Origin of the sequence: Pseudomonas sp. NY15372, assembly GCF_048068215.1 — a bacterium.
Lineage (GTDB): Bacteria > Pseudomonadota > Gammaproteobacteria > Pseudomonadales > Pseudomonadaceae > Aquipseudomonas > Aquipseudomonas guariconensis_A.
In genome coordinates, this window is the sequence record NZ_JBLUPY010000028.1 from 42,797 (window position 1) to 54,251 (window position 11,455).

11 protein-coding genes are annotated in these 11,455 nt (G+C 64.1%); 6 read left to right on the forward strand and 5 right to left on the reverse strand.

The genetic code is table 11. From position 1 onward, the window contains the following. Positions 1-31: 31 nt before the first annotated feature. Together ACNFG0_RS17395 and ACNFG0_RS17400 are read right to left on the reverse strand one after the other, a co-directional pair. Entirely contained in the window at positions 32-853 is an 822-nt protein-coding gene (locus tag ACNFG0_RS17395) for an aldo/keto reductase (protein ID WP_416765786.1), read from the reverse strand. Next, a complete protein-coding gene (locus ACNFG0_RS17400) occupies positions 841-1,746 on the reverse strand; it encodes a LysR family transcriptional regulator (protein WP_416765787.1) in 906 nt (301 codons plus the stop codon). The genes ACNFG0_RS17395 and ACNFG0_RS17400 overlap by 13 nt, the downstream gene beginning before the upstream one ends. Positions 1,747-1,865: 119 nt before the next feature. Here ACNFG0_RS17400 and ACNFG0_RS17405 point away from each other — a divergent pair, with 119 nt between their 5' ends. The 4 genes from ACNFG0_RS17405 (at position 1,866) to ACNFG0_RS17420 (ending at position 7,212) form a co-directional block, all read left to right on the forward strand. Further along, positions 1,866-2,564: a CoA transferase subunit A gene (locus ACNFG0_RS17405; protein WP_043215587.1), complete on the forward strand. Its 699-nt coding sequence runs from the start codon at positions 1,866-1,868 to the stop codon at positions 2,562-2,564. Positions 2,565-2,598: 34 nt separating this feature from the next. Next, positions 2,599-3,255, forward strand: a complete 657-nt coding sequence (locus tag ACNFG0_RS17410; protein ID WP_023380384.1) for a CoA transferase subunit B — start codon at positions 2,599-2,601, stop codon at positions 3,253-3,255. 166 nt (positions 3,256-3,421) lie between these two features. Beyond that, complete coding sequence (locus tag ACNFG0_RS17415) at positions 3,422-4,840, forward strand: short-chain fatty acid transporter (protein WP_196145884.1); 1,419 nt, start codon at positions 3,422-3,424, stop codon at positions 4,838-4,840. A 155-nt stretch (positions 4,841-4,995) separates the two neighbouring features. Next, positions 4,996-7,212 carry a TonB-dependent siderophore receptor gene (locus tag ACNFG0_RS17420; protein ID WP_416765790.1) on the forward strand — a complete coding sequence of 739 codons (2,217 nt, stop codon included), beginning with the start codon at positions 4,996-4,998 and terminating at the stop codon, positions 7,210-7,212. Between the two features lie 225 nt (positions 7,213-7,437). Here ACNFG0_RS17420 and ACNFG0_RS17425 read toward each other — a convergent pair whose 3' ends face one another. After that, the gene (locus ACNFG0_RS17425) at positions 7,438-8,325 is read right to left on the reverse strand and encodes a dihydrodipicolinate synthase family protein (RefSeq protein WP_196145882.1); all 888 of its coding nucleotides are present in this window, start codon (positions 8,323-8,325) and stop codon (positions 7,438-7,440) included. 33 nt (positions 8,326-8,358) lie between these two features. After that, a complete protein-coding gene (locus ACNFG0_RS17430) occupies positions 8,359-9,141 on the reverse strand; it encodes an aldolase (protein WP_196145881.1) in 783 nt (260 codons plus the stop codon). A gap of 163 nt (positions 9,142-9,304) precedes the next feature. On the opposite strand from ACNFG0_RS17430, the gene ACNFG0_RS17435 reads away from it, so the two are divergent. Together ACNFG0_RS17435 and ACNFG0_RS17440 are read left to right on the forward strand one after the other, a co-directional pair. Then, positions 9,305-9,847, forward strand: a complete 543-nt coding sequence (locus ACNFG0_RS17435) for a helix-turn-helix domain-containing protein (RefSeq protein ID WP_416765792.1) — start codon at positions 9,305-9,307, stop codon at positions 9,845-9,847. Between the two features lie 10 nt (positions 9,848-9,857). Beyond that, the gene (locus ACNFG0_RS17440; RefSeq protein WP_416765794.1) at positions 9,858-10,634 is read left to right on the forward strand and encodes an AraC family transcriptional regulator; all 777 of its coding nucleotides are present in this window, start codon (positions 9,858-9,860) and stop codon (positions 10,632-10,634) included. Positions 10,635-10,661: 27 nt separating this feature from the next. On the opposite strand, the gene ACNFG0_RS17445 is transcribed toward ACNFG0_RS17440, so the two are convergent. Next, positions 10,662-11,246 (reverse strand): LysE family translocator, encoded by a 585-nt coding sequence (locus tag ACNFG0_RS17445; protein ID WP_196145878.1) that lies wholly within the window; start codon positions 11,244-11,246, stop codon positions 10,662-10,664. Positions 11,247-11,455 lie beyond the last annotated feature (209 nt).

Here is an 11,455-nt window from a genome sequence, read left to right on the forward strand (position 1 = left end):
CTGGTGGGAGCCGGCTTGCCGGCGATGAGGGTCACACCATCGCCAGGTGCTGCTTGCGCGTCGGCGCCGGAAACGCTTTGTCGATCGCCTGCAGGTCTTCAGCACGCAGCACCAGTTCACCCGCCGCCGCATTGAGCTGCACATGCATCGGATCCACGGCCTTGGGAATGGCGATCACTCCGTCATTGCGCGTCACCCAGGCCAGGCTCACCTGGGCTGAGGTCGCCCCATGGCGCTCGGCGATCTCGGCCAGCACCGGGTGCTGCAACAAGCGCCCGGCCTGGGCCAGCGGGCAGTAGGCCATGGTCGGCAAACGCTGTTGCTGGCTCCACGGCAGCAGGTCGAACTCGATGCCGCGCTGGGCCGGGTTGTACAGCACCTGGTTAGTGGCACAATCGTCGTTGCCCAGCTCGAGCAGGTCGTCAAGGTCGAAGTTGGACACGCCCCAGCGGCGGATCTTGCCTTGCTCGCGCAGGCGCTCGAAGGCTTCGACTGTTTCCTCCAGCGGGTACTGGCCACGCCAGTGCAGCAAATACAGGTCGATGCAATCGGTGCCCAGGCGCCGGAGGCTGCGCTCGCAAGCTGCCGGCACGCCGCGCCGGCTGGCATTGTGCGGGTACACCTTGCTGACCAGGAATACCTGGTCGCGGCGCCCGGCGATGGCCTGGCCGACTACCTCTTCGGCTCCGCCCTCGGCATACATCTCCGCGGTGTCGACCAAGGTCAGCCCAAGGTCGATGCCCTGTTGCAGTGCGGCCACTTCAGCCGCCTTGCGCCGCGGGTCTTCGCCCATGTACCAGGTGCCCTGGCCGATGGCCGGCACTTTCGAACCTGCCAGATTCACGAAACGCATGTCACCTCCTGTGGATCGGTGTAGGAAAGCACGACGTCGAGCAGCGCTTGCGCTGCGGTGGAAAGCTTGTGGTCGGCCAGGGCGATGACGCCGATGCGCCGCTCCACGCTGGGCTCGACCAGGGGCACGCAGCGGGCGCCGAGCTCCTGCATCTGGTTGACGCACAGCGCTGGCACGGCGCTGACGCCCAGGCCGTTGGCGACCATGCGGCCGATGGTCGACAACTGGTGGCTCTCGAAGGCCACCGCCAGCTTGCCGTGGCTGGCCGCCACATTCTGCTCGAGCAGCAGGCGCACGGCCGAGGGCCGTTGCAGGGCGATGAAGTCCTCTGCGAGCAGTTGCTGCCAGCTAACCTGGGGCTGCTCGGCCAAGGGCGAATCGGCGGGCACCACGGCCACGAAACGGTCGAGGTACAGCGGATGGAAGCGCAGCCCGTCGAGGTTCTCCGGCTCGAAACCGATGCCCAGTTCGACGCGGCGATGGCGCACCAGTTCCAGCACCTGTTCGTTGATCACATCGTGCACCGTGACATTGACCCGCGGGTAGCGCTGGCGAAACACCTTCAACGACCGGGGCAGCAGGTTGCCGGCAAATGCCGGCATGGCCGCTACCGAGACCCGCCCCAGTTGCAGGGTGAAACGCTGGCGCAGCATTTCTTCGGTGTCGTCCCAGTCGGCCAGCAAGCGCCGGGCCAGGGGCAGGAGTACCTCGCCCTCGGGCGTCAGGCTGACGCTGCGGGTGGTGCGGGTGAGCAGGGCGCCGCCGAGGTTGTCCTCCAGCGCCTTGATGGTCAGGCTCAGCGCCGGCTGGGAAATATGCAGGTGTTCGCCGGCCTGGGCGAAGCTCTGGTACTTGGCCACGGTGACGAAGGCGCGTAACTGCTTGACGTTCATGGCGAACCTGTTTTTGTTTTAGAAAAATTATCAATCGATGACGAAAACAAAATTAACAAATCAGTCGGCAGCGGTGAAGATGCGTCCACGGTTCCAACAACTACAAAAGGCGACTGAGCATGGCCGGACTGGACAAGCGCGTAGCAACCTATGAAGAGGCCCTCGCAGGCCTGACCGACAACATGACGGTGCTGGCCGGTGGTTTCGGCCTGTGCGGCATCCCCGAAAACCTCATCGCCGAAATCAAGCGCCGCGGTGTCAAGGGCCTGACCGTGGTATCCAACAATTGCGGCGTCGACGGCTTCGGCCTGGGCGTGCTGCTGGAAGACCGGCAGATCCGCAAGATGATCGCCTCCTACGTGGGCGAAAACGCTGAGTTCGAACGCCAACTGCTCAGCGGTGAGTTGGAAGTGGAACTGACCCCCCAGGGCACCCTGGCCGAGAAGATGCGCGCGGGCGGTGCCGGCATCCCGGCCTTCTACACGGCCACCGGCTACGGTACCCCGGTCGCCGAAGGCAAGGAAGTGCGCGAGTTCAAGGGCCGCAAGTACATCCTCGAAGAATCCATCACCGGCGACTTCGCCATCGTCAAGGGCTGGAAGGCCGACCACTACGGCAACGTGGTGTACCGCAACACCGCGCAGAACTTCAACCCGTTGGCCGCTACCGCCGGCAAGATCACCGTGGTCGAGGTCGAGGAGATCGTCGAGCCGGGCGTGTTGCTGCCCAGCGAGATCCACACCCCGGGCATCTATGTCGACCGGGTCATCGTCGGCACCTTCGAGAAGCGCATCGAGAAGCGCACCGTCAAGGCCTGAGCGCCGCCCACAGAACAACAAAGAGATCCTGACCATGGCACTGACCCGCGAACAGATGGCGCAACGCGTCGCCCGTGAACTGAAGGACGGCTACTACGTCAACCTGGGCATCGGCATCCCCACCCTGGTGGCCAACTATGTGCCCGCCGACATGGACGTGATGCTGCAGTCCGAGAACGGCTTGCTCGGCATGGGCGAGTTCCCCACCGAAGGCACGATCGACGCCGACATGATCAACGCCGGCAAGCAGACCGTCACCGCCCGCCGCGGTGCCTCGATCTTCGATTCGGCCCAATCCTTCGCCATGATCCGTGGCGGCCATGTCGACCTCACCGTGCTCGGTGCCTTCGAAGTGGACGTGGAAGGCAACATCGCCTCGTGGATGATCCCCGGCAAACTGGTCAAGGGGATGGGCGGCGCCATGGACCTGGTGGCCGGTGCCGAGAACATCATCGTCACCATGACCCATGCCTCCAAGGACGGCGAGTCCAAGCTGCTACCGCGCTGCAGCCTGCCGCTGACCGGTGCCGGCTGCATCCGTAAGGTGCTCACCGATCTGGCCTACCTGGAGATCGAAAACGGCGCCTTCATCCTGCGCGAGACGGCTCCTGGGGTAAGCGTCGAGGAGATCATCGAGAAGACCGCCGGCAAGCTGATCGTGCCGGACGATGTGAAGGAAATGACCTTCTGACATCAGAGGTTGTAGACCCTCCCTGTGGGAGCGGGCTTGTCCCGCGATAGCGTCAGGCCAGGCAACATCATCGCCTGAGCGGACGCTATCGCGGGGCAAGCCCGCTCCCACAGGGTTTTGTGCTTGTTCTTGAAAAAACCATAAAACCAATAAAAGGAAGACTACCGTGGCCGCTGAAATCCAAGACAGCCGCTCCGCCCGTTTCGCCTTGCGCTGCTCCAACTGGGCCGAACGCTGGTTCCCCGACTCCTGGGTGTTCGCCGCCCTCGCTGTGGTGCTGGTGTGTCTGGGCGCCATGCTCATGGGCGGCAAGCCCACCGACACCGCCAAGGCCTTCGGCGATGGGTTCTGGAGCCTGATCCCGTTCACCATGCAGATGGCCTTCGTGGTCATTGGCGGTTACGTGGTGGCCAGTTCGCCGCCCGCTGCGCGGTTGATCGACCGCCTGGCCCGGCTGCCCAAGAACGGCCGTTCGGCGGTGTGCTGGGTGGCGTTGATCTCGATGCTCGCCTCGCTGCTCAACTGGGGGCTGTCGCTGGTGTTCGGCGGCTTGCTGGTACGCGCCTTGGCACGCCGCCAGGATCTGAAGATGGACTATCGCGCCGCCGGTGCCGCCGCCTACCTGGGCCTGGGTGCGGTCTGGGCGCTGGGGCTGTCGTCCTCGGCCGCGCAGCTGCAGGCCAACCCGGCCAGTCTGCCGCCTTCGATCCTGGCTATCACGGGGGTGATCCCGTTCACCGAAACTATCTTTCTGTGGCAGTCCGGCGTCATGCTGGCGGCCTTGGTGATCGTCTCGCTGGTGATCGCCTATGCCACCGCTCCCGGCCCGAACAGTGCCCGCACCGCCGAACAGTGCGGCGTGGACCCAAGCTTCAGCGCGCCGCCACCCGCCCAGCGCACGCGCCCGGGTGAGTGGCTGGAGTACAGCCCGATCCTGACCCTGCTGCTGGTGGCCCTGGCCGCAGGCTGGCTGTACCACGAATTTGCCACCAAGCCTGCCATCACCGCGATCTCGGGCCTGAATACCTACAACTTCCTGTTCATCATGCTCGGCGCCTTGCTCCACTGGCGCCCGCGCAGCTTCCTCGACGCAGTGGCCCGTGCCGTACCGACCACCACCGGGGTGTTGATCCAGTTCCCGCTGTACGGCTCGATCGCGGCTGTCCTCACCCAGGTCAAGGGCGTGGACGAACAGACCCTGGCCCACCATATCTCCACCTTCTTCGTGCAGATCGCCTCCCACGACACCTATGCCGTGCTCATGGGCGTCTACTCGGCGGTGCTGGGCTTCTTCATCCCGTCCGGTGGCGGCAAGTGGATCATCGAGGCGCCCTACGTGATGCTGGTGGCCAACGACCTGCAGTACCACCTGGGCTGGGCCGTGCAAATCTATAACGCCGCCGAAGCGCTGCCGAACCTGATCAACCCGTTCTATATGCTGCCGCTGCTGGGAGTGCTGGGGCTCAAGGCGCGGGACCTGATCGGCTTCTCCTTCGTGCAGCTGCTGGTGCATGTACCCTTGGTGCTGGTGCTCTTGTGGGCGCTGGGCACGACCTTGCAATACGTGCCACCGGTCATGCCATAGGTGTAGGAAAGCTAGAAGAGGGCTGTAGGAAACCGCCCTTTTTTTCGTATCGATGAATTATCGATAACGATTCGCATAAGTGATTCGTTCTCAAGTGAATGCCGCCGTGCGGCAGGCAAGGACATTCATCGAAACGAACAAGGAGTAAGGCAGCGATGTTCGCGCCCATCAGCCGTTACATGACCCTGACCCTGGGGTTGTGCGTCACCGCCACTGCAACCCTGGCCGAAGAAACCGACAACCAGGTCAGCGCAGAGGTCCTGGAACTGGGTTCCACCGAAATCTTCGCCCAAGGCCTGGGCAGCACCACGGAGCATACCGGCTCCTACACCACCGGCAGCATGAGCGCAGCCACGCGCCTGAATCTGTCGATCAAGGAAACGCCACAATCGGTCTCGGTACTGACTCGCCAGCAACTGGACGACTTTCAGCTCAACACCTTGTCCGAAGCCATGGCCCATGTCACTGGGGTCACTGTGCAGCGCAACGATTCGGAGCGGCCGGCCTACTATTCGCGTGGTTACGCGATCAACAATTTCCAGATCGACGGGATGCTCAACACCTTCTCGGGCCTGAAGTCCGACTCCGACACCATCATCTACGACCGCATCGAAGTGGTGCGCGGTGCCACCGGGTTGACCACCGGCGCGGGCGACCCTTCCGGGACCATCGCCATGGTACGCAAGCGGCCCACCCATGAACTGGCGATCCGCACCGGCGCCAGTGCCGGCAGCTTCGACAACTACTACAGCTACCTCGATGTCGGCGGCCCGCTGGGATGGGATGGGCGGCTGCGTGGGCGCACCGTGCTGGCCTACCGCGACGCCAAGTCGTTCATGGACAAATACGCCAACCAGCGCGAGGTCGCCTACGGGATCCTCGAGGCCGACCTGAGCGACAGTACCGTGCTGGCGGTCGGCTATGACTACCAGAACAAGCACGTGCAGGGTTCGTCCTGGGGCACGGTGCCGATCTGGAACGCCGACGGCAGCAAGGCCAACCTGCCACGCTCGACCAACCTTACCGCACCCTGGTCGTCCTGGCCCCTGAAGGACGAGACTGTGTTCGTCACCCTCGACCAGCGGCTGGGCAACGATTGGCTGCTCAAGGCGGCCTATACCCATCGCCAGAGCGACAGCGATGGCAAGGTTTACTACGGCGGCAACGGCTTCCCCGAGGCCGACCGCAGCGGCATGACGGCCTGGCTGGCGCACTTCTCCGGCGTGGAGAAGATGGACGCCATTGACTTCAACCTGGCCGGGCCTTACCAACTGTTCGGTCGCAGCCATGATTTGATGGTCGGCTACGGCGAGTCGCAGCGGCGCAACACCGAGCCTTACCTGGTGCGCCAGGCATTGCCGGACGACTACACCAAGATCCCGGACTGGAAGCACATGGGCTCTATCCCCAAATTCTTCGACACCGACTCCGGGCGAGACGCTTCGCGTGGCTATACCCGGCAGAAGGCCGGCTACATCGCCACCCGTCTGAACCCCACCGAGCGGCTGCATGTCGTGCTCGGCAGCCGTTACGGCACCTGGCAGAGCGAACAACGCCAATGGGCCTACGACGATGCCCTCAACGGCAAGGAGCTGCCGCGCACCCAACAGACCCAGAGCGACCAGTGGACCCCTTACGCCGGTGTGCTCTACGACCTGACCGAACAGTACACCGTGTATGCCAGCTACACCGATATCTTCAACCCGCAGACGGTGCGGGACGTGAACCGCAACTACCTGGACCCGATCGTCGGCAAGGTCTATGAGGTGGGCCTGAAGGGCAGCCTGTTCGAAGACCGTCTGAACCTGAGCAGCGCGGTGTACCGCAGCAAGCAGGACAACGTGCCCGAGCGTGACGACTCGGTGGACCCAGGCGGCAACGAAGTGTTCTACAAGTCCGGGGGCAAGGGCGTGGTGGTGGAGGGCTTCGAGGCCGAGGTCGCAGGCGAGGTGATGCCCGACTGGCAGATGAGCCTGGGCTACAGCTACACCCATGCCGCCGCGGCCGAGCGAACCCGTAAGAGCCCCGAGCAGCCGCTGAACCTGGTGCGCCTGGCCACCACCTACAAGCTCACGCCGGCGTTGACGGTTGGCGGCACGCTGGACTGGCAGAGCGAGACCTACAAGTCGACCAAGCGCCCGATCGGGCGTACCGAGCAAGGCAAGTTCATCACCGTGGCCGATACCGTCAGCCAAGGCGCGTTCTCGGTGGTAGGCCTGATGGCCCGCTACCAGTTCGACGAGCACCTGTCGGCCTCGCTGAACGTGAAGAACCTGTTCGATGAGCATTACTACAACAACATCGGGTTCTATAACGGGGTGTATTACGGCGAACCTCGGACGGTGATGCTTGGCGTCGATTGGCGGCTCTAGGGGTAGGCAAGGGCTGCGCCCTTGATCGCGGCGCAAGGCCGCTGCTACAGGGCAGCGCTGGCTCCGGGAATGGAGACATCCTGTGGGAGATCACCCATCCCTCCCGGGCTGCGCTGTCGCATAAAGAACAAGCGGCTAGCGCAACCTCCCACAAGGACTTGCAAAATCAAATAGTTATGCGTTGTTCTATGAGAGCGGGCTTGCCCCGCGATCGGCGGCTTTAATTCATGCGTGGCAGTGCCTCAACAGCGCCTGCAAAGCCTGGCGAGTTTGTTCGTCCAGGCCGAACACCGGCCGCCGTGGCTCGCCCACGGGCAGCCCGGTCATGGCCAGCCCGGCCTTGATGGTGGCCGGTAAGCCGCCCTTGAGGATAAAGTCCAGCAACGGCAATTGGCGATAGAACAACGCCTTGGCCTGCGCCAGGTCGCCCGCCCGTATCGCCTGGTAAAGGCGTTGGTTAAGGTCGGGGATCAGGTTGGCGGCGGCGGTGCACCAGCCCTTGGCGCCCGCCACGAACGCCTCCAACGCCAGCGGGTTGCAGCCGTTGTAGAAGGGGACCTGGCCTTCGCCGAGCAGGTGCAGCTTGTGCATGCGCTGGATATCGCCAGTGCTCTCCTTGACCATGGTGACATTGTCGACTTCGCGCACGATGCGCAGGATCAGCTCTACCGACATGTCGGTCCCACTGGTGGCCGGGTTGTTGTAGAGCATGATCGGGATGTCGATGGCCGCGCCGATGGCCCGGTAATGCTGGATGATCTCGGTCTCGCCGAGCTTCCAGTAAGCCGAGGGCAGCACCATCACCGCATCGGCGCCATGTTGCTGGGCGAAACGGGCGCGCCGCACGGCGCTGGCGGTGGTCAGGTCGGAGACGCTGACGATGCTCGGCACGCGCCCGGCGATGCGCGCCAGGCTGTACTCGGCCACCTGCCGCCATTCCTCATCGCTCAGATACGCACCTTCGCCGGTGCTGCCCAGCGGGGCGATGGCCTGTACCCCGTGGTCGATCAGCCGGTCGATGGACTGGCCCAGAGCAGGCAGGTCGAGCTGTTCGCCGTCGGCGCTGAAGGGGGTGATGGTGTAGCCGATGATGCCGTGGAATTCTGTGGTCATGATGAAAGGCTCCGCAAGCAAGGCGTTCAGGGTTCAGTTCAAGCAGTCGGTATGCCGGCGCAGGCTCTGCCGGGCGAAATAGGCGAAGGCCGCGCCATGGCGCTTGGGCCGGTCGATCCAGTCATGGGCCTCGCGGCCAAGCGCCGGGGCGATAGGCTTGATGGTGCCTGCGGACATCGCCAGCAGTTGCAGGCGCGCGGCCCGTTCGATCAGCTGGGCGTAGACGCAGGCCTGCTCGATGCTGTTGCCGGTCGACAGCTGACCATGGTGCGAGAGCAGGATCGCGCGCTTGTCGCCCAGGGCCTGGCTGATGATCTCGCCTTCTTCGTTGCCCACTGGCACCCCTGGCCAGGCCTCAAGGAAGGCACAGTCGTCATACAGCGGGCAGAGGTCCATGTGCGACACCTGCAGCGGTACCTCCAGCATGGACAGCGCGGCGACGTGGGTTGGGTGGGTGTGGATGATGCAATTGACGTCCGGGCGTGCGCGGTACACCCAGCTATGGAAACGGTTGGCCGGGTTAGGCATGCCCTGGCCTTCGAGCACGTCCAGGTCTTCGTTGACCAGCAGCAGGTTGCTGGCGCTGATCTCGTCGAAACCCAGGCCCAGCTGCTGGGTGTAGAACGTGCCCGGCTGCGGGCCACGTGCGCTGATCTGCCCGGCCAGGCCTGAATCATGGCCATGGTCGAAGAGAATTCGGCAGGTCAGGGCCAGCTTTTCGCGCACGGTCCACGTATTATCGGCGAGCGAGCCCTGCATCTGCGTCAGGGCTTGGCGGACCAACTGGTCCTTGCTGTGTGTCAGGGTCTTGGCCATGGGGGGTATCCTCTGTGGCGTGATGGACAATGTCGGTACTTGTCGCCTCGTTACCTGCTGCGTGGGGTAGTCCGGTGCGGGGCGGTCAAGCACATGACACAAATAATCCTATATGACACAAAGTGTCATAAGCAAGTACGTTCGCCCGGGAAAACCGCGTCACATGTCTATCCGTCTGAAATTGCTGAGAAAAAAGCTAGGGATCACCCTGGAGTTGCTGGCCGAGAAATCCGGCATGACCAAGAGCTACCTGTCCAAGGTGGAACGCGGCCTGAATACCCCGTCGATTGCCGCAGCGCTGAAGCTGGCGCGGGCGCTGAACGTGAATGTCGAGGAGCTGTTCGCCGACGACCAGCACGCCCAGGCCCGCTACAGCCTGGTGCGCCAAGGCGAACGCCAGGCGCTGGTGGGCGATGGCCAAGGGCCGGGGTATACGGTGCTGACTTCCCAGGTCGGCCATCGCAGCCTGTTGCCGTTTCTCATCCAGCCGCCGACCGAATTCAGCGACCCGACCTTCAAGGAACACCAGGGCGAAGAGTTCCTGTTCGTGCATGAAGGGCAGGTGGAGGTGGATTTCATGAACGAACGGGTAGTGCTGGAGCAGGGCGATGCCCTGCACTTCAATGCCCAGACCCCGCACCGCCTGCGCTCGGTCGGGCCGCGCCAGGCGCAGTTGCTGGTGGTCGTGCAGGGCGGCGGCGAGTGAGGGCAGGGCGATGATCGAGGTGTCGCGGTTCTGGCGGGATCCGGCATTGCCCTTCGTCGAGGCCCGGCGCGTGGGCGATGGGCGCCAGGTGTGCTACGCGGCCCATTCCCATGAGAGCTTTTCCATCGGTGTGATCACCGGGGGGCGTAGCACCTACCTCACCGGTGGTACCCAGCGGGAGGTGGGCGCAGGCGCCACGGTCGTGATGAACCCGGGCGTGGTGCATGCCTGCAACCCGATCGAGGGCGAACCCTGGTCCTACCTGATGCTCTTCGTCGACCTGCCATGGCTGCAGGCCCGTGGCTTCGCGTTGCCTGAGGCGACCTACAGTGCGTCCCCTGCGCTCTACGGCCGGCTGCTGGCGGTATTCGCTGCGCTCTTCGATGCCGAGACAGTTGGCCGGGAGGCGCTGTTGGCTCGCTTCTTCGAGGACTTGCCGGGTTATCTGGAACGCGCCCCGGCCAGCGGGTTGCGCGCCCATCCACGTCTGGAAGCTGCAGCCGCGTTCATCCGTGCGCACCGGCTCGACCCCCTAACCCTGGACGACATCTGCGCTGCTGTGGGCCTGTCGCGGGCTTACCTGATACGCGCCTTCGGCCAGCGCTTTGGCCTGACGCCCCACGGCTACCTGCTGGACCAACGCGTGCAGCATGCCCGGGCGCAGTTGCGCCAGGGGCGGCCGATCGCCGAGGTGGCGATGGAGGCGGGGTTCGCCGACCAGGCGCATCTACAGCGGGCATTCAAGCAGCACCTGGCAGCGACCCCGGGGCATTATCGGCAGGGCTAGGTCGCCGAGCGGCGATCAGGCGCAGGCTCACCCTAGCACCAGGTAAACGGCACTGGCCGCCAGCAAGCCTGCCAATGTGCGGTTGAACGCACGCATGTGCCGCGGGTTGCCCAGGAAGTGGCGAATCACGCTGCCTGCCCAGGCCCAGCTGGCTATCGAAACGAAGCAGATCGGCCCATAGATCCAGGCGAACAGCCACAGCAAGTGCTGCTCGCCACCGGTGTAGGCCCCGACCCCTGCGATCGCCGCCAGCCAGGCCTTGGGGTTGAGCCATTGCATGAGCGCGCCATGCCAGGCCGATGGCGCGCCCTGACGGTGTTCGCTACCCAGCTGGCCATCGTCGCTGGCCAGCTTCCAGGTCATGTACAACAGGAACGCCACGCCAGCACCGTGCAGCACCTGACCCAGGTGCGGCCAACGCAGCAGCAGCTCGTGCAGGCCAAGGCCGACCAGCAACAGCAGCAGGCAGAACCCCAGGGTGGCGCCTGCGGCATGGGCCAGGCTGGCACGCAGCCCGTGGCGGGCACCGCTACCCAGGGCGACGATATTGACTGGGCCGGGTGAAATGGAGGCCGCCAGGGCGAAGGCGGCCATGGACAATGACAGGCTCATGGTAAGTGTTCCTTGTGGAGGAGGGCGCCATGTTGGGGCAGAAGGCTGGGGTGGGTATTGAAGAAAAGTTCCCCATTACATGAGCGCCGAAGGCAGGGGCCAGCGGCTTTTGCCTACTTTTGCCCAAGAGCAAAAGTAGGTCGCCGTAAAGGCGAAAAGGTGAGTCAGCGCCGCCATGGCGAATAGATATTTCGCTATTTCAATGCAGT

Bases quoted from the DNA above. Each gene is read 5' to 3' on its own strand.
- ACNFG0_RS17425 (WP_196145882.1), bottom strand. From the start codon at position 8,325: ATGACCACAGAATTCCACGGCATCATCGGCTACACCATCACCCCCTTC.
- ACNFG0_RS17400 (WP_416765787.1), bottom strand. From the start codon at position 1,746: ATGAACGTCAAGCAGTTACGCGCCTTCGTCACCGTGGCCAAGTACCAG.
- ACNFG0_RS17445 (WP_196145878.1), bottom strand. From the start codon at position 11,246: ATGAGCCTGTCATTGTCCATGGCCGCCTTCGCCCTGGCGGCCTCCATT.
- ACNFG0_RS17435 (WP_416765792.1), top strand. From the start codon at position 9,305: ATGTCTATCCGTCTGAAATTGCTGAGAAAAAAGCTAGGGATCACCCTG.
- ACNFG0_RS17395 (WP_416765786.1), bottom strand. From the start codon at position 853: ATGCGTTTCGTGAATCTGGCAGGTTCGAAAGTGCCGGCCATCGGCCAG.
- ACNFG0_RS17410 (WP_023380384.1), top strand. From the start codon at position 2,599: ATGGCACTGACCCGCGAACAGATGGCGCAACGCGTCGCCCGTGAACTG.
- ACNFG0_RS17420 (WP_416765790.1), top strand. From the start codon at position 4,996: ATGTTCGCGCCCATCAGCCGTTACATGACCCTGACCCTGGGGTTGTGC.
- ACNFG0_RS17405 (WP_043215587.1), top strand. From the start codon at position 1,866: ATGGCCGGACTGGACAAGCGCGTAGCAACCTATGAAGAGGCCCTCGCA.
- ACNFG0_RS17440 (WP_416765794.1), top strand. From the start codon at position 9,858: ATGATCGAGGTGTCGCGGTTCTGGCGGGATCCGGCATTGCCCTTCGTC.
- ACNFG0_RS17430 (WP_196145881.1), bottom strand. From the start codon at position 9,141: ATGGCCAAGACCCTGACACACAGCAAGGACCAGTTGGTCCGCCAAGCC.